The sequence below is a fragment of the Rhizobium tumorigenes genome (assembly GCF_003240565.2).
In the GTDB taxonomy this organism is placed as follows: domain Bacteria; phylum Pseudomonadota; class Alphaproteobacteria; order Rhizobiales; family Rhizobiaceae; genus Rhizobium; species Rhizobium tumorigenes.
The window spans coordinates 3168525-3185087 of the sequence record NZ_CP117255.1 but is presented as its reverse complement, the minus strand read 5'-3'; the positions used below and the strand labels follow the sequence as shown (position 1 = coordinate 3185087).

The window sequence follows — 16563 nt, the reverse complement described above, 5'->3', positions numbered from 1 at the left end:
AGGGGTTGCTCTTGGCAAGGGCGGCCGGGCTGTCTACTCAGGACGGGCAATTCCACTCCTATGTCGAGGTCGAGCGATGGAACTTCAAGAGCGATTGGACGATGTGCGCAACAGGATCGCAAAGGCCGAACAGAAGGCCGGCAGGCCTGCGGGTTCGGCGCAGCTGGTGGTGGTCTCCAAGACCTTCGATGCCGACGTCATCCGTCCTGTCATCGCCGCCGGTCAGCGGCTGTTCGGCGAAAACCGGGTGCAGGAGAGCCAGGGCAAGTGGCCGGCAATGAAGGCAGAGACGCCTGATATCGAGCTGCACCTGATCGGCCCGCTGCAATCGAACAAGGCGGCCGATGCCGTGGCGCTGTTCGACGTCATCGAGACCGTCGACCGCGAGAAGATTGCCCGTGCGCTTGCCGCCGAAATGAAGCAGCAGGGCAAGTCGACGCGTTTCTACGTGCAGGTCAACACCGGGCTTGAGCCGCAAAAGGCGGGGATCAGCCCTGATTACACCGCCGCCTTCGTGACCCTCTGCCGCGACGAACTGGGGCTTACGGTCGAGGGGTTGATGTGCATTCCGCCGGCGGATGAAAATCCCGGTCCGCACTTCGCCCTCCTGGCAAAGCTTGCCGCAGCCTGCGGGGTCGAGAAGCTTTCTATGGGCATGTCTGGCGACTACGAGGTCGCCGTCGCTTTCGGTGCCACCAGTGTGCGGGTCGGTTCGGCAATTTTCGGGGCCCGTTAGGTTCGCGTCGAATTTTTCTGCAGGCGTTGATGCACAACGGTTTGCGGCCTTGGCCGCGGATAGCGTATCGAAGCCCGCCCGCAAATTGTAATATGGCTGACAAGAATGAGGATCATGAGAGGGGCCGCGTTGCCAATCATGCTGCAGCGCACATGACTGGAACCGGAGACCTCCATGACCCTTCCCATCCTCGGCGCCGCCATGACGCTGGAAGAACTCGAAATCCACCGACACTGGCTCCTCGAAAAGCAGCGTGACCTCGAATTGCAGAGCTTTGTCGACGCTGAAGTGCTCGGCGGTGACTGGAAGCCGCTCGTCGAGCGCACCAAGACGCTGCTGGATGGCCACACCGGCCGCGTCGGCATCCACGGGCCGTTCTGGGGCTTCACGATTGCCTCCAAGGACCCTGGCGTACGTGCCGTCGTTGCAGAGCGCATGCGACAGGCGCTCGATGTGTCGGCGGCGATCGGCGCAACCCACATGGTCGTCCACAGCCCGTACACGACCTGGAACTACAACAATCTCGACAATAATCCGGGCGCGCGCGAAAGCATTATTGAGTACACGCAGAAGACCATGGGCGATGCCGTCAAGCGGGCCGAGGATATCGGCCTCACCATGGTGATGGAGAACATCGAGGATATCGATCCTGAAATCCGCAACGTGCTGGTCGACAGCTTTGCCTCGCCGGCCGTCGCCGTGTCGATCGATACCGGCCATGCCCACTACGCCCACGGCTCGACGGGCGGTCCCCCGGTCGATTATTACGTCCATGCCGCCGGCAACCGCCTGCAGCATGTCCATCTTCAGGATGCCGATGGTTATGCCGACCGCCACTGGTCGCTCGGCGAAGGGACGATCCGCTGGCATTCCGTCTTTGCCGCCCTTGCCAAGCTTACCAGCAACCCGCGTCTGATCATCGAGATCAAGGACAAGTCGAAGATCCCGGCCTCGGCCGCCTATCTCGAATCGCTCGGTCTGGCCCAGTAAATCCGGCCTGCCCCGTTGCCTTGAAAAAGCCGACCCGCGCCGAAAGCGGGGCGGCCGATTGCCCGCATTGTCAATACGGCCGACGACGGCGTGGTCCATGGTGACCATCCGCAATCCGATCGTTCGTGCCACGGATCCAAACAGGAGACTTCCATGACCCTTCCCGTTCTCGGTGCCGCCCTCTCGCTGGACGACCTCGAAATCCACCGCGACTGGATGCTCGACAAGCAGCGCGACCTCGAACTGCAAAATTTCGTCGATGCGAGGGTGCTTGCCGGCGACTGGATGCCGCTGGTCGAGCGCGCCAAGCGGCTGCTCGACGGCCATACGGGCCGGGTCGGCATCCACGGGCCATTCTTCGGATTCACCATCTCGTCGCAAGACGAGGAGATCCGTGCCGTTGTCGCCAAGCGGCTGAGCCAGGCGCTCGATGTTGCGACGGCGCTCAGTGCGACCCATATGGTCATCCATAGCCCCTACACCGCCTGGCACCACAACAATTTCCCCCACTTCCCCGGCGAGCGGGAGCGGATGACCGAATATGCCCATCTGACGATGGCCGCCGCCGTCAAGCGGGCCGAAGACATCGGATTGACATTCGTCATCGAGAATTGCGACGATATCGATCCGCACACCCGCGTCGCGCTTGCCGAAAGCTTCAATTCGCCAGCCGTTGCCGTGTCCATCGACACCGGCCATGCCGAGTGTGCCCATGGTAGCTACGGTGCACCGCCGGTCGACTATTTCATCCACGCGGCCGGCAACCAGCTGAAGCATGTGCATCTGCAGGACGTCGATGGCTATGCCGACCGCCATTGGGGTCTCGGCGAGGGTATCATCCGCTGGCATTCGGTGTTTGCGGCGCTCGGAAAGCTGACCAGCAACCCGCGCCTGATCATCGAGTTGCGCGACAAGACGAATATCCGCGCTTCTGCGACGCATCTCGAGCAGCTCGGTCTCGCCCAGTAAAATGGCTCTGCCCCTACGACCCAGGCGAAGAGGTCGCCGGTCGCAGCGGTGGCGCGAAACATGGCGAGATGCCGAAACGGTGGCATGGAGCGTACCGTTTCGGCCCCTACCTCGCTTGAAAAGCGGGGTCTGCGGGTCTAAGAACTCGCAATCGATTGTCAAAGCAGAGGGCTTTTCATGACAGCGCGCAATCTCTTCCTGCTGCCGGGTGACGGCATCGGACCGGAAGCCATGGCCGAGGTCCGCAAGATCATTGCCTATCTCAACGAGGCCCATCAGGCCGGTTTCGTCACCGAGGAAGGCCTCGTCGGCGGCTGTGCCTACGATGCGCATGGCGTGGCGATCTCCGAAGGCGACATGGCCAAGGCGATGGCGGCCGATGCCGTGCTGTTCGGCGCGGTCGGCGGTCCGAAGTGGGACGACGTTCCCTATGAAGCCCGTCCCGAGGCCGGCCTCCTACGGCTGCGCAAGGACCTGCAGCTGTTCGCCAACCTGCGTCCGGCGATCTGCTATCCGGCCCTGTCCTCGGCCTCGTCGCTGAAGCCGGAGCTGGTCGAGGGCCTCGACATACTGATCATCCGCGAACTGACCGGCGGCGTCTATTTCGGCGAGCCCAAGGAGATCATCGATCTCGGCAACGGCCAGAAGCGCGGCATCGATACGCAGATCTACGATACCTACGAGATCGAGCGTATTGCCGGCGTTGCCTTCGAGATGGCCCGCACCCGCAACAATCGCGTCTGCTCTATGGAGAAGCGCAACGTCATGAAGTCCGGCGTGCTGTGGAACCAGGTGGTGACGGCGACCCACAAGGAAAAATATTCCGACGTCAAGCTCGAGCACATGCTCGCAGATGCCGGCGGCATGCAGCTGGTCCGGGCGCCGAAACAGTTCGACGTCATCGTCACCGACAACCTGTTCGGTGACATGCTGTCCGACGTGGCCGCGATGCTGACCGGCTCGCTCGGCATGCTGCCGTCCGCGTCGCTCGGTGCGCCCGATGGCAAGACCGGCAAGCGCAAGGCACTCTACGAGCCGGTCCACGGTTCGGCGCCCGATATCGCAGGCAAGGGCGTTGCCAACCCGATCGCCATGATCGCTTCCTTCGCGATGTGCATGCGCTACTCGTTTGCGATGATTTCCGAGGCCGATGCGCTCGAGAAATCGATCGCCAACGTGCTCGATCGCGGCATCCGCACCGGCGACATCGTCTCGGACGGCATGACCCCGGTCGGCACTGTCGAGATGGGCGATGCGATCCTTGCCGAGCTCAAGACCCTGAGCGCCTGATTTCACGTGAAACATTTTTGCCGCGTCCGGTAATTCCGGGCGCGGCGATCGTCTTGATCTGCCCTCCGGCATGCCTATGTCTGGTCGATGCAACACGACACCGAGAACGCTCCCACCCTGCCCGACAAGACCGGCCGAGGCTTCTGGCGGCTGATGGGCGTGCGCTATGCTGCCCGTCGCGCGCAGCATCGGTCCCTCCCCTGGCTCGGCTATACGCTCAGCGTCATCAATATCGTCGCCCTTGCCTTCTTCGTGCTCGATGCGCCGCTCGGCAAGACGGCACGAGATCTGCCGGCGGCACTGGTGGCTTTTGCCGGCGACATCACCAATGTCGGGCAGATGTTGCGGATGCTCGGCGCCATCGTCGTCATTTTCGTCGTTGGCGTGCTTCTGGCGCGGCGGCTGGCGGACCTTCGGCGCCGGTACCGCGTTGCCTATTTCTCGCGGATGGCAGCCTATCTCCTGATTTCGGTACTCTCGGCAAGCGCGGTGGTGCACGTGCTGAAGACCGCGATCGGCCGGGCGAGGCCGCTGGTCTACGACCAGTACGGCATCCTCGGCTTCAAGCCGTTCGACGGTCATTTCCTGTTCCAGAGCTTCCCTTCCGCCCACTCCACCCAGATCGGTGCGTTCTGCGTCGCCCTCGCCCTTCTGTTTCCACGTTTCAGGCTGGTTTTCGTCGGGGTTGCGCTGTGGATCGGGGCGACGCGGGTCATTCTCGGCGTGCACTATCCGAGCGACGTGGCGGCGGGCCTGGCTCTTGGCGCCTGGTTCGCCTTTGCGACGGCGGTGATGTTTTCTCGCTTCGGCCTGCTGTTCGCGCTTTCGCCGAACGGCTTTCCGGTGCCGCGCGTGCGGCGCTTGATGCGGCGTCGGCCGCTTGCAGACGGATAGCGGCCGGCACCAGCGGCGCCGGCCGGATTGCGATCCGGCTCAATCCATCGTGTTGATATCGCGGTCCTTGGTTTCCGGCAGGAAGATCATGCCGATCACCAGCGTGATCCCGGCAAAGACTATCGGGTACCAAAGGCCATAATAGATATCGCCCTTGGCAGCACTCATCGCGAAAGCCATGGCCGGCAGCAGGCCGCCGAACCAGCCGTTGCCGATGTGATACGGCAGCGACATACCGGTGTAGCGGATGCGGGTCGGGAAAAGCTCGACCAGCAGGGCGGCTATCGGGCCGTAGACCATGGTGACATAGATCACCAGCACCGTCAGGACGAGGATAGTGCCGAGCCAGTTCACCGCTGCGGGGTCGGCGACCATCGCGAAGGCGCCTGCCTTGGCGATGGTGTAGACCGGCATGTCGGTCACGCCGGCGGCCTCTTCCTTGGTGAGCATCTTGTCGGCCACCAGCTTGTCCGCCGGCACGACCGTCTTGTCGCCCGCCCGTACTGCTGCAGCATCGATGCCGACCTCCGGGTTGGCGGCGACGAAAGCGTCAAGCTTGCTGTCCGGTACTTTTGCCGCGCCACGGACAAGAGGATAGCCACCATCGTGCAGGGCGGTGTTGATGCCTTTCTCAAATGCCGCGTTCAGGCTCTTGGCCTTGTCGCCGGCGGTAACGACATCATAGCTCGGCACCGTCTGGCCGCCGATCGTCACGGTCGCCGGCGTGCTCGGAGGGGCTGCGACGACATCATAGGGCACCGAGTTCTTGGTGAGGAACGCCGTCGCCACGTCGCACGAGCTGGTAAATTTCGCCACGCCGGTCGGATTGAACTGGAAGCGGCAATCGGCCGGGTCGGCGGTAACGGTTGCCCGTACGGTCGACTGGGCTTGTGCCAGCGCCGGGTTTGCCGTCCAGGTCATCGCCTTGAACAGCGGGAAATAGGTCAGCATTGCCAGCAGCAGCCCGGCCATGATGATCGGCTTGCGGCCAATATGGTCGGAAAGCCAGCCGAACAGCAGGAAGAAGCCCGTGCCGATGAACAGGGCGACAGCGACCATGATATTGGCAGCCTGGAACTCGACCTTGAGCACGTTCTGCAGGAAGAAGAGCGCGTAGAACTGGCCGCAATACCAGACGACCGCCTGTCCCATGGTTGCGCCGAACAGCGCGATCAGGCCGATCCTGGCATTTTTCCAAGTGCCGAACGCCTCCGTCAACGGCGCCTTGGAGCCCTTCCCTTCCGCCTTCATCTTCTGGAAGGCCGGCGATTCGTTCATTTTGAGGCGGATCCAGACGGATACGCCGAGCAGCACGAAGGAGACCAGAAACGGCACGCGCCATCCCCAGGCGGCAAAGGCTTCCTTGCCGAGGAAGGCCTGGACGGACAGGATGACGATCAGCGACAGGAACAGGCCGAGCGTTGCGGTAGTCTGGATCCAGGCGGTGTAGAAGCCGCGACGTCCGGGCGGAGCATGTTCGGCAACGTAAGTTGCAGCGCCGCCATATTCGCCGCCGAGCGCCAGGCCCTGCAGCAGGCGGAGCGCAATCAGGATGATCGGGGCCAGAATTCCGATCGAGGCCGCCCCGGGCAAGAGGCCGACCAGGAAGGTCGACAGGCCCATGATCAGGATGGTGATGAGGAAGGTATATTTGCGGCCGACGAGATCGCCGAGCCGGCCGAACACCAGTGCGCCGAAGGGGCGAACCAGGAAGCCGGCAGCGAAGGCCAGCAGTGCGAAGATGTTGCGGGTGGTTTCCGGATACTGGCCGAAGAAGCTCGCTCCGATATAGACGACAAGAGAGCCGTAGAGGTAGAAGTCGTACCATTCGAACACGGTGCCAAGCGACGAGGCGAAGATCACCTTCCGTTCCTCGGCAGTCATGGCGGCCGCCTTCGGCCGACCGGTCATTGCGACGTTAGCCATAAATTCTTTCCTCCCACGGAATGCTGACTGTCATGCGCGCCTCCCGGATCCCGGGGCGTCCTCCAACACGACGCGCATCTTTCGAGTGTGCCAGAAAAAACGCCGCAGTGAAACACGCCATTGCAGCCTGCCGTTGCCGCCTGTGTCGCCGATGTTACAGATCGTTGTCGCCATCTGCGGACAGATCGCCCTCGTCGCGATCGCGCCTCATGGAGTAGCGCAGGACTTTTGAGAGTTGCGGCCAGGTCATCTCGGGCAAGTTCTTGAGCCTTGGCGTCCAAAAGTCGCGCCACTCTTCGAATATCTGCAGCAGGTCCTTGTCGGCAGCTGAAAGGCAGGCGGGGAGAACGGTGCAGGCGCTGCTGGGCAGGCCAAGCCTGTGGAGTTCGTTCAGTCTGTCGAGGAGGACCGCGGACGTTCGCATCGGCCCGCTGCAAACGCGGTCCCGGTGGCATTTTCTGAGGCGGCAAAGGTGGGCGACGCAGGGCGAGGCCCGATTGCAGAAATAGGATGCAGCACTGCGGCTGAGCAACTCGTGCCTGACGGCGCGCTGCTGGAGAAAGACGGCACGGTGGTCTATGATGGGCGTCGACATGCAGATCTCCATGTTTTGGTGTTCCCATATTCGCATCCGGCGTCCGTCGCGCGCACACCATCCCGTTCACGCGGCCTGTTCGGTCCGTGTCATGAAAATTCTGATGGCCGGGGCACACCGAGTGCCTGATGATTTTTTAGTTAAGTGACACCAGATGTGCCCCGTTCGAAAGTTTTTATCCGCAACTCCGGATCCTCTGTTTCCGACCCAGGTCCCTTTTCGGGGAAAAGCTGCCGGAGTTATGCCACACAGGCACGCCGAGCCTAGGGGCCCGAAGGGATCCACTTTCTGCGGACCCTCGAAGACGTCGCCTGCGTAGACGGCAACCCCTCCAAGACCCGGCCCCACCTCGCCGGCAACGCAGACCGGTGTATCCGATGGTGGAACGGGGTGATTATAGATCAACCCGGAAAAGCGGGGATGAAATTATGATGCCGGCATTGTTTCCAAACGGAAATCCCAACGGTTTATCCCCATGAGGTGCTGCGAGTAGGGATGAGGTAGGGAGGGAGTATGTGTGGATGGTCTGGGTGTGGGTGTGCGTCTGAGGTCAGAGAGCAACCCCAACTTCCCTCATTCCTGTGCCTGTCACAGGAATCCAGCCGCCCAAGTCCTTGGGCGATAAACACTTTCCTCGCCAACAGAGAGTCCTCCCACGGCGCAGACGCACCGTGACTGGATTCCTGTGACAGGCACAGGAATGAGGGAAGTGGGGGCGCGCATCCCAGGCGAGGTTGGACCTTAAAATACGTGGCAGCAATTGATCCTTTTTCACGGAGTGGGACACCTCGAAAGACTTGATTTTTCAATACCTTGATCAGCGTGCCATCAGGCGTGGGTGGACTGAAAGACTTTTCAGCCTGGAGTCTACTGCTGGCATCGCTCGGTGGGTTTGTGGCCGCCGTGGTAGGGGATGGCGTGGCCGGATGAGAGAAGTGTGTCGGCCGGGTTGCGCCCGTCGGCGGTGGTGACGTCGGCGAGGATGCGGCCGAAATATTTGTCGCCGGAAATTCGCGTCAGTTGGATCTCGCCTGTGGCCGGCAATATTTCCTCCAGCGCTGCCTGTGCCCGCTCAGCCTCTTCGCGCACCGAAGCGCATGTCGAATGCAGTTCCGGCGCATCGATGCCGCGCAGCCTGACATAGACCTCGATCGTCTGCTGGGGCCAGGGCGATGCATCCACCAGAATGGTGTCGCCGTCGATGACCTGGAGGATCTCGGCGGTGACGGGACCGGCAATTGTCTCATGCACCGTGTTGGCCGTCGCGCTAGAGGATAGCGAGAGGGTAAGACAGACCAACAGAGTCAAACAGGATCGAACCATGATTGAGGAATTATTTCCTGATCACGGGCAAGTCAATAGGAATATTTACCGACTAAAAGTCGATGGCCCGGCCATTGATCTCCCAGTCGCCGAACCGGGAGGGCTCGGCGCCGCCGCGACCGCCGATTTCGGGCGGAAGTTCGGTCTGCGCTTGCAGCCGTCGACGTTCGTCCGCTTCGGCGAGCGCACGCTTGGCTGCCGGAGAGAGCGGCTTGCGCGATGTAGCGCCTTCGTCAGAAGTCTCGACGGTTTCGCTGTTGTCGTTATCGGCTGCCTGCATGAGGCTCTCCAGCAAATATTGAATTGGGCGGGCGAATAGCCAGATTATAGGGCGTCGCTGCCGGAATGAAAAGCGCGACGCGGGTCAATTGGCGGAGACGACGATGAACATGATGCGAACGGCGATGCTTCTGGCCTTCATGACGGCGCTGTTCATGGGCGTCGGCTTTCTGATCGGCGGCCGGTCGGGCATGATGATCGCCTTCGTCGCTGCGGCCGGCATGAATTTCTTTTCCTACTGGAATTCCGGCAACATGGTGCTGTCGACCTACAATGCCCAGGCTGTCGACGAGCGCAGCGCGCCGGAGTTTTTCGGCATGATCCGCGATCTCGCCGCCAATGCCGGCCTGCCCATGCCGCGCGTCTATCTCTACGACAGCCCGCAGCCGAACGCCTTTGCCACCGGCCGCAATCCCGAGAATGCCGCCGTCGCCGCCTCTACCGGCCTGCTGAACGCGCTCACGCCGCAAGAAGTGGCCGGCGTCATGGCGCATGAACTGGCCCACGTCCAGAACCGCGATACGCTGACCATGACGATAACAGCGACGCTCGCGGGCGCCATCTCGATGCTCGGCAATTTCGCGTTCTTTTTCGGCGGCCGGCGCGACAGCAATAGCCCGCTCGGTGGTATCGGTGCCCTTGTCGCCATGATCGTCGCGCCGCTGGCGGCCATGCTGGTGCAAATGGCGATCAGTCGGACGCGCGAATATGCCGCAGACCGGCGTGGCGCGGAAATCTGCGGCAACCCCCTGTGGCTTGCCTCGGCGCTTGGCAAGATCGCCGGCGCTGCTGCGCATGTTCCCAACGAGGATGCCGAGCGTCATCCGGCAACGGCACATATGTTCATCATCAACCCGCTCTCCGGGCGGCCGATGGACAATCTTTTTTCGACCCATCCGAACACCGAAAGCCGCATCGCCGCGCTGCAGGCAATGTCCGTGGATATGCCGGCCAACCGCAGTCCAGCGCATGGGCACGGCTCGACGCAGCCGATCCGGCCTGCTAATGCGGTGCGCAAATCGCGCTCGGTGCCGGATACGGGGTCCAGTCGCGGTGGTCCACAACCACCCAAAGGACCCTGGTCTTGACGTCAGACGACAGTAAATCCGCCGGCCGCCGGCCCGCCCGCCCGCAAGCCGGTTCGCAAGGCAACACTAATGACGGAGAGCGTCGTACCAGCCGGCCTGCCGACAGCGGTCCGGTGAAGCCGGGTCTTGCCGCACGGGCTGCAGCCTCGAAGATCCTCGCGGCTGTCATCGATCGCAAGACCCCGCTTGACGGCATGCTCGATGGCGACCACGGTAATCCGGCCTATCGCGTACTCGAGGATAACGACCGCGCCCTGGTGCGCGCCATCCTGAACTCGGCTCTTCGCCACCTGCCGCGCATCGAGGCCGCCATCGCATCGCTGATCGACGCGCCGCTGCCGGAGGGGGCCCGCGCGCTCCATCACGTGCTGGTCGTCGCTGCCGCGCAGATGCTCTATCTCGACATTCCCGATCATTCCGCTGTCGACCTCGCAGTCGAGCAGGCGAACCAGGACCCGCGCAATCGCCGTTTTGCCAAGCTGGTCAATGCCGTGCTCAGGCGCATGGGTCGCGAGAAAGACGATATTCTCGAGCGTACCGCATCGATACCGGCCATGCCGGCGTGGTTTCTGTCGCGGCTGGAGCAGGCCTATGGCCGTGCTGCGGCGCTGGCGATTTCGGACACCCAGTTGCAACCGGCAGCGATCGACCTGACGGTCAAATCCGACCCGGAGGGATGGGCCGAGCGGCTGAACGGCATGGTCCTTCCGACCGGCAGCGTCCGGCTCGCCGCCTTCGACGGCACCATTCCAGGTCTCGAAGGCTTTGCCGATGGCGAATGGTGGGTTCAGGACGCAGCTGCCAGCATTCCGGCAAAGCTGTTCGACTCGCTTGCCGGCAAGCGCGTCGTCGATCTCTGCGCCGCACCGGGCGGCAAGACGGCGCAGCTGGTCATGGCCGGCGGCAAGGTGACGGCGCTCGACCAATCGGAGAGCCGGCTCAGGCGCCTGTCGTCAAACCTTGCCCGCCTCGGCCTAGAAGCGGAAACCCTGGTCGCCGACATGGCAAAATTTGCCCCCGACGATCTTTTCGATGCGGCGCTGCTCGATGCGCCCTGTTCCTCGACCGGCACGACGCGCCGTCATCCGGACGTGCTGTGGACCAAGGGCCGTGACGATATCGCCAAGCTGGCAGCGCTTCAGGAGCGCCTGCTGCGGCATGCGCTGACGCTGGTGAAACCCGGCGGCACGGTGGTGTTTTCCAACTGCTCGCTCGATCCGTCCGAAGGCGAGGACATCGTCGCCCGCATTCTCGCCGATAGCCCTGACGTCGAGCGCATCGCCATCCGCCCGGAGGATTGGCCCGGTCTTGAGACAGCCATTTCATCTGATGGCGATTTCCGCACGACACCGGCTATGCTGGCCCTGCCCGAAGGTTTTCTGCCGGGACTGGACGGATTTTTTGCCAGCGTGCTTCGCCGCCGCAGCTAATGGCCATGCGGGTTTTGCGCCCTATCTGCGTCAATCTGGATCATTACCCGGATAGCAAGAGCGTCTGCTAACGCTCTCTTAACGCTGGAGGCGGACAATCATCATCTATAATTTAGAGGTTTTGGCGGGCGTTTTGTGAATTTGTACGCGCGGGAGGCATGGCGGCGACTATCGCGTCGCGCAGCGTTGACACGCCTGCGCCTCACCCGGCACACCGTGCGTGTGCCGGAACGGCTGATCGTCGCGCCGACCGATTTGCGCAGCATCGATGCCTTTGTCGCAGAAGAAATGATCGACGGCCGGATTCCGCTGGCCGGACGCGTGCTGGAAACCAACGGTCGCTCACCGTTCTCGCAGGAACTGCCGTCAGAGATCTTTGCCGCGCGGCTGCACTGTTTCAGCTGGCTGCGCCATATGCGCGCCGACAAGAGCGGCCAGGGCAATATGCTTGCCCGCGCACTGGTGAACGAGTGGATTGGCCTTCACGGCCGCAAGACCGAGGGTATTGCCTGGGATCCGGATATCGCTGCCCAACGGTTGATTTCCTGGCTGTCCCACTCTCCGGTGGTGCTGCAGGGCACCGACAGCAGCTTCTACCGCCGGTTCATGCGTTCGCTCACCCACCACGTCCGCTATCTCCGCCATGTGGCAGCGACTGCGCCGGATGGCGAGGTGCGCTTCCGCGTCCGCATTGCGCTTGCCATGTCGTCTGTCGCGATGCCGGCGCGGGCGGCCACCATCAAGCGGGCCGGCCAGGCGCTGGACCGCGAGATCGAACGTCAGATCCTCGCCGACGGCTCGCACATCTCGCGCAATCCCCGCGCCGCGCTGGAACTGTTGCTCGACCTCCTGCCGCTGCGCCAGACCTACATCAATCTCGGCCATGACGCCCCCGCACGGCTGATCGCCGGCATCGACCGCATGTATCCGGCGCTGCGCTTCTTTCGCCACCAGGACGGCGATCTTGCGCTGTTCAACGGCGCCACCTCGACCTTTGCCAACGAGCTGATGTCCGTGCTGCGCTACGACGAGACATCGGGACAGACGTTCAAGGCGCTGCCCCATGCCCACTACCAGCGGCTGTCCGCCGGCCAGACGCTGGTGATCATGGATACTGGCGGCCCTCTCTCGGTCGACCTGTCGCGCACTGCCCATGCCGGCTGCCTGTCGTTCGAGATGTCGTCGGGGCGACACCGGATCATCATCAATGCCGGCTCGCCGAAATTTGCCGGTGCTCGATATGTCCAGATGGCGCGCGCGACGGCGGCGCATTCGACCGTGACACTGGACGACACCTCGTCGCTGACGTTTTCCCGCTCGAAGGTGCTCGGCCCCGTCATGACTGGCGGCGTCAGCGAAGTCTCTGTCGAGCGGCTCGACACCGGCGATGGCCGCGACAGTGTCAAGGCTGCCCATGACGGCTATCTTGCCGCATTTGGGCTGATGCACGAGCGCGAAGTGGCGCTGAACCATGCCGGCACCATCATCACCGGGCACGATCGTTTCTTTGCGCCAGACACTAAAAAGGCATCGAGGAAGAAAGCCGGTGCCGCTCACCACGCCTCGGCCCGCTTCCACATCCACCCCTCGATCACCATCGGCCAGATGCAGCCGGATCAGGTGACCCTGACGGCACCGGATGGCGAAAGCTGGACATTCTCCTCGCCCGGCAACGAAGTGCTGATCGGAGAGGACGTTTTTTTCGCCGATTCCTCCGGCGTTCGCGCCTCGGAACTGCTCGAGATCGCGTTCTCGCTCGCGGAAAAAACCGAGATCCGCTGGTTTTTATCCCGCCGCTGAGACGGCGACGGTTTAATCGTCCGGCCGCCTGTGCTAACGCGACGCCATCATCCCGAGCGTCCCAGCCGGGCGCGTTGCGAAGACAGGACCGGAGAACGTCATGGCCGTTGTTTCCAAGAAAATCCCAGCTCCCGACAAGGTAAAGGTCAAGACCGCACTGCTGTCGGTCTCCGACAAGGCGGGCATCGTCGAGCTGGCCCAGGCGCTGCACGACAAAGGCGTCCGCCTGCTGTCGACAGGCGGCACTCACAAGGCGATCGCCAATGCTGGGATTGCCGTCATCGACGTCTCCGAAATCACAGAATTTCCGGAAATCATGGATGGCCGCGTCAAGACGCTGCATCCGCGCGTGCATGGCGGGTTGCTGGCCATCCGCGATGATGCCGAGCACCAGGCAGCGATGAAGGAGCACGGCATCGAGGCGATCGACCTCGTGATCGTCAACCTCTATCCATTCGAGGAGGTCCGTGCTGCCGGCGGCGACTATCCGACGACGGTGGAAAACATCGATATCGGCGGCCCCGCCATGATCCGCGCCTCGGCCAAGAACCACGCCTATGTCACCATCGTCACCGACCCGGCCGACTATCCCGAACTGCTGGCGCAGCTGTCGAGCGATGCCGGCCAGACGGCCTATGCCTTCCGCCAGAAGATGGCCGCCAAGGCCTATGCCCGTACCGCCGCCTACGACACGATGATCTCGAACTGGTTCGCCGATGCCCTCGACATATCAACGCCGCACCACCGGACGATCGGCGGCGTGCTGCGCGAGGAAATGCGCTACGGCGAGAACCCGCACCAGACGGCCGGCTTCTACGTCACCGGCGACAACCGCCCGGGCGTTGCGACCGCGGCGCTGCTGCAGGGCAAGCAGCTCTCCTACAACAACATCAACGACACCGATGCCGCCTACGAGCTTGTAGCGGAATTCCCGTCGGAACAGGGGCCTGCCTGCGCCATCATCAAGCATGCCAATCCTTGCGGCGTAGCCACCGGGCCGACGCTGGCGGAAGCCTATCGCCGGGCGCTTGCCTGCGACAGCACATCGGCGTTCGGCGGCATCATCGCGCTCAACGGCCTGCTCGATGCCGAGACCGCGCATGAGATCGTCAAACTGTTTACCGAAGTGATCATCGCGCCCGCAGTCAGCGACGAGGCGAGGGCGATCATTGCCGCCAAGCCGAACCTGCGTCTGCTGTCGGTAGGCGCCCTGCCCGATCCCCGCGCCCGTGGCATCACTGCCAAGACCGTTTCCGGCGGACTGCTGGTGCAGAGCCGCGACAACGTCATGGTCGACGATCTCGAACTGAAGGTGGTGACCAAGCGGGCGCCGACTGCGCAGGAACTAGAAGACATGCGCTTTGCCTTCCGGGTCGCCAAGCACGTCAAGTCGAATGCCGTCGTCTATGCCAAGAACGGCCAGACTGCCGGCATTGGTGCAGGCCAGATGAGCCGCGTCGATTCGGCCCGCATCGCCGGCATCAAGGCCGAGGACGCGGCAAGGGCACTGGGTCTGGCGGAGCCGATGACCCGTGGCTCCGCCGTCGCCTCCGAAGCTTTCCTGCCGTTCGCAGATGGCTTGCTGTCGGCAATCTCCGCCGGCGCCACCGCCGTCATCCAGCCGGGCGGCTCCATGCGGGACGCCGAGGTCATCGCCGCAGCCGACGCCCACAATGTCGCGATGGTCTTCACCGGCGTCCGCCACTTCCGCCACTGAGCGATATCCGCCAGTGGCGGATATCCATTCTGTAATATTGTATATCCCGGCCAGCTTTCACTGTGCCGGGATTTCTTATTCCTGTGCGTCGGCAGGATAAGGTGTGGGCAGCAGCAACAGCAGGCCGCCGGCCAGAAAAAGGATCAGCGTCGCCATGCCGAGCCGGGCCGAGCCGGAAAAGCTGGTGACGATGGAAAACATCAGGGTCGCCATGAAGCTGGTGGCGCGACCTGACAGCGCGTAGATGCCGAAATAGCGGCCGGATTCCTCAAGGCTGACGCTGCGGGCCAGGTAGGAGCGCGACGAGGCCTGCACCGGGCCGAAGGCGAGCCCGATCAACAGCCCGTACATCACATAGGCCTTTTCCGCCGCTGTGCCGAACAGCCCGCCTGAATCGACCGTCGACAGCTTGACCAGGCCGAACAGCGTAAAGCCAGGACCGGTGGAGATGAAGCCGATGGTGGCGATCAGCAGCATGACCAGTCCGATGACGACCATGGTCTTCGACCCCAGCCGGGCATCGAGCCGGCCGGCCACAATGCATCCGAAGATGGCGACGACGTTGAGGATGATGCCGAAGATGCCGATTTCGATGGTCGGCCAACCGAACATGCCGGCGGCAAAAGTCCCGCCGAGGATGACGACGCCGTTGACGCCGTCTTGGTAAATCATGCGCGCGATCAGGAAGCGGCTGATGCCCGGCCGATGGCGTAGCGACTTCAGCGTCCTTGCCAATTCGCCGATCCCCATGCCGACGGCGGAGCGCATGGGAAGCCCGCGCGGCGCATCGGGCGTGAACAGGAACATCGGCAGGATGAAGATCAGGTACCACACTGCCGCAATCGGGCCGGTGATGCGCGCATCCTGGCCGAGCACGGCGTCGAGGCCGAACAGCGGCCTCAGCCCGAGGATTGTGCGCCCTGTTTCCGGATTACCCGCGAGTAGTGCGACGACTGTGATCAGCACGATCATGCCGCCGAGATAGCCCAGGCCCCAGGCGGTGTTCGACAGTTTTCCGACATCGTCCTTGCTGACAAGCCGCGGCATCATCGAATCGTTGAAGACGATGGAGAACTCGGCTGCAATGGAGGCGAGGATGATGAAGATGAACGGATAGACGATCGGCGAGCCAGGTGCTGCCCACCACAGGCAGAACATGCTGATAATCTGGATGACGGCAAAAAAGGCGATCCACGGCTTGCGGGCGCCGGACTGGTCGGCAATCGATCCGAGAATGGGCGAGAGCACGGCAATGACGATCGAGCTGATCGTTGCCATGTTGCTCCACATCGCCTGGGCGCCGACCGGATCGGTCGTCAGTCGCGCGACGAAATACGGGCCGAAGATGAAGGTGATGACCACCGTGAAAAAAGGCTGCGCCGCCCAGTCGAACAGCATCCAGCCCCAGATACCGCGCGCTGGAACGGTCGCCGCCTGGGCATCGTCACGCTCTGCAATCGCCACAGTCTGTTCCCTGCTATTCCGCCAGCCTCCCGCCGGACCTTGTCATCCCGAAAGGCCCCGCG

General features: G+C 62.9%; 14 protein-coding genes. 9 read left to right on the top strand and 5 right to left on the bottom strand.

Translation table 11 applies throughout. From position 1 onward, the window contains the following. The first annotated feature begins 76 nt into the window (after nt 1-76). The 5 genes from PR017_RS15535 (at nt 77) to PR017_RS15515 (ending at nt 4879) form a co-directional block, all read left to right on the top strand. Nucleotides 77-736 (top strand): YggS family pyridoxal phosphate-dependent enzyme, encoded by a 660-nt coding sequence (locus PR017_RS15535; RefSeq protein WP_111222113.1) that lies wholly within the window; start codon nt 77-79, stop codon nt 734-736. 174 nt (nt 737-910) lie between these two features. Beyond that, nucleotides 911-1726: a sugar phosphate isomerase/epimerase family protein gene (locus PR017_RS15530; protein ID WP_111222112.1), complete on the top strand. Its 816-nt coding sequence runs from the start codon at nt 911-913 to the stop codon at nt 1724-1726. Between the two features lie 153 nt (nt 1727-1879). Then, nucleotides 1880-2695, top strand: a complete 816-nt coding sequence (locus PR017_RS15525) for a sugar phosphate isomerase/epimerase family protein (RefSeq protein ID WP_111222111.1) — start codon at nt 1880-1882, stop codon at nt 2693-2695. A gap of 177 nt (nt 2696-2872) precedes the next feature. Then, complete coding sequence (gene leuB / locus PR017_RS15520) at nt 2873-3985, top strand: 3-isopropylmalate dehydrogenase (protein WP_111222110.1); 1113 nt, start codon at nt 2873-2875, stop codon at nt 3983-3985. Nucleotides 3986-4072: 87 nt separating this feature from the next. Further along, complete coding sequence (locus PR017_RS15515; protein ID WP_240539121.1) at nt 4073-4879, top strand: phosphatase PAP2 family protein; 807 nt, start codon at nt 4073-4075, stop codon at nt 4877-4879. A gap of 39 nt (nt 4880-4918) precedes the next feature. Here PR017_RS15515 and PR017_RS15510 read toward each other — a convergent pair whose 3' ends face one another. The 4 genes from PR017_RS15510 to PR017_RS15495 all read right to left on the bottom strand — a co-directional run bounded on the left by PR017_RS15510 (nt 4919) and on the right by PR017_RS15495 (nt 9003). Continuing rightward, entirely contained in the window at nt 4919-6805 is a 1887-nt protein-coding gene (locus PR017_RS15510) for an MFS transporter (protein WP_111222109.1), read from the bottom strand. Nucleotides 6806-6959: 154 nt separating this feature from the next. Then, on the bottom strand, nt 6960-7400 hold the full coding sequence (locus tag PR017_RS15505) for a hypothetical protein (protein WP_133255653.1): 441 nt from the start codon (nt 7398-7400) through the stop codon (nt 6960-6962). An 867-nt stretch (nt 7401-8267) separates the two neighbouring features. Next, complete coding sequence (locus PR017_RS15500; RefSeq protein WP_240539120.1) at nt 8268-8651, bottom strand: thermonuclease family protein; 384 nt, start codon at nt 8649-8651, stop codon at nt 8268-8270. 124 nt (nt 8652-8775) lie between these two features. Next, on the bottom strand, nt 8776-9003 hold the full coding sequence (locus tag PR017_RS15495) for a DUF1674 domain-containing protein (RefSeq protein WP_111222106.1): 228 nt from the start codon (nt 9001-9003) through the stop codon (nt 8776-8778). Between the two features lie 103 nt (nt 9004-9106). Between PR017_RS15495 and htpX the strand changes: the two genes are divergently transcribed. From htpX to purH, 4 genes are all read left to right on the top strand, one after another. Then, nucleotides 9107-10090: a zinc metalloprotease HtpX gene (htpX, locus tag PR017_RS15490; protein WP_111222105.1), complete on the top strand. Its 984-nt coding sequence runs from the start codon at nt 9107-9109 to the stop codon at nt 10088-10090. Next, nucleotides 10087-11520, top strand: coding sequence for an RsmB/NOP family class I SAM-dependent RNA methyltransferase (locus PR017_RS15485; RefSeq protein WP_164498259.1), 1434 nt, complete (start codon nt 10087-10089; stop codon nt 11518-11520). Before htpX ends, PR017_RS15485 begins: the two co-directional genes overlap by 4 nt. 141 nt (nt 11521-11661) lie before the next feature. Then, nucleotides 11662-13320 (top strand): heparinase II/III family protein, encoded by a 1659-nt coding sequence (locus tag PR017_RS15480; protein ID WP_111222103.1) that lies wholly within the window; start codon nt 11662-11664, stop codon nt 13318-13320. A gap of 100 nt (nt 13321-13420) precedes the next feature. Next, nucleotides 13421-15037, top strand: a complete 1617-nt coding sequence (purH, locus tag PR017_RS15475; RefSeq protein ID WP_111222102.1) for a bifunctional phosphoribosylaminoimidazolecarboxamide formyltransferase/IMP cyclohydrolase — start codon at nt 13421-13423, stop codon at nt 15035-15037. 75 nt (nt 15038-15112) lie between these two features. On the opposite strand, the gene PR017_RS15470 is transcribed toward purH, so the two are convergent. Further along, nucleotides 15113-16501: an MFS transporter gene (locus PR017_RS15470; RefSeq protein WP_240539119.1), complete on the bottom strand. Its 1389-nt coding sequence runs from the start codon at nt 16499-16501 to the stop codon at nt 15113-15115. Nucleotides 16502-16563: the final 62 nt, after the last annotated feature.

Bases quoted from the DNA above. Each gene is read 5' to 3' on its own strand.
- PR017_RS15510 (WP_111222109.1), bottom strand. From the start codon at position 6,805: ATGGCTAACGTCGCAATGACCGGTCGGCCGAAGGCGGCCGCCATGACT.
- purH (WP_111222102.1), top strand. From the start codon at position 13,421: ATGGCCGTTGTTTCCAAGAAAATCCCAGCTCCCGACAAGGTAAAGGTC.
- leuB (WP_111222110.1), top strand. From the start codon at position 2,873: ATGACAGCGCGCAATCTCTTCCTGCTGCCGGGTGACGGCATCGGACCG.
- PR017_RS15535 (WP_111222113.1), top strand. From the start codon at position 77: ATGGAACTTCAAGAGCGATTGGACGATGTGCGCAACAGGATCGCAAAG.
- PR017_RS15515 (WP_240539121.1), top strand. From the start codon at position 4,073: ATGCAACACGACACCGAGAACGCTCCCACCCTGCCCGACAAGACCGGC.
- PR017_RS15505 (WP_133255653.1), bottom strand. From the start codon at position 7,400: ATGTCGACGCCCATCATAGACCACCGTGCCGTCTTTCTCCAGCAGCGC.
- PR017_RS15530 (WP_111222112.1), top strand. From the start codon at position 911: ATGACCCTTCCCATCCTCGGCGCCGCCATGACGCTGGAAGAACTCGAA.
- PR017_RS15525 (WP_111222111.1), top strand. From the start codon at position 1,880: ATGACCCTTCCCGTTCTCGGTGCCGCCCTCTCGCTGGACGACCTCGAA.
- htpX (WP_111222105.1), top strand. From the start codon at position 9,107: ATGAACATGATGCGAACGGCGATGCTTCTGGCCTTCATGACGGCGCTG.
- PR017_RS15495 (WP_111222106.1), bottom strand. From the start codon at position 9,003: ATGCAGGCAGCCGATAACGACAACAGCGAAACCGTCGAGACTTCTGAC.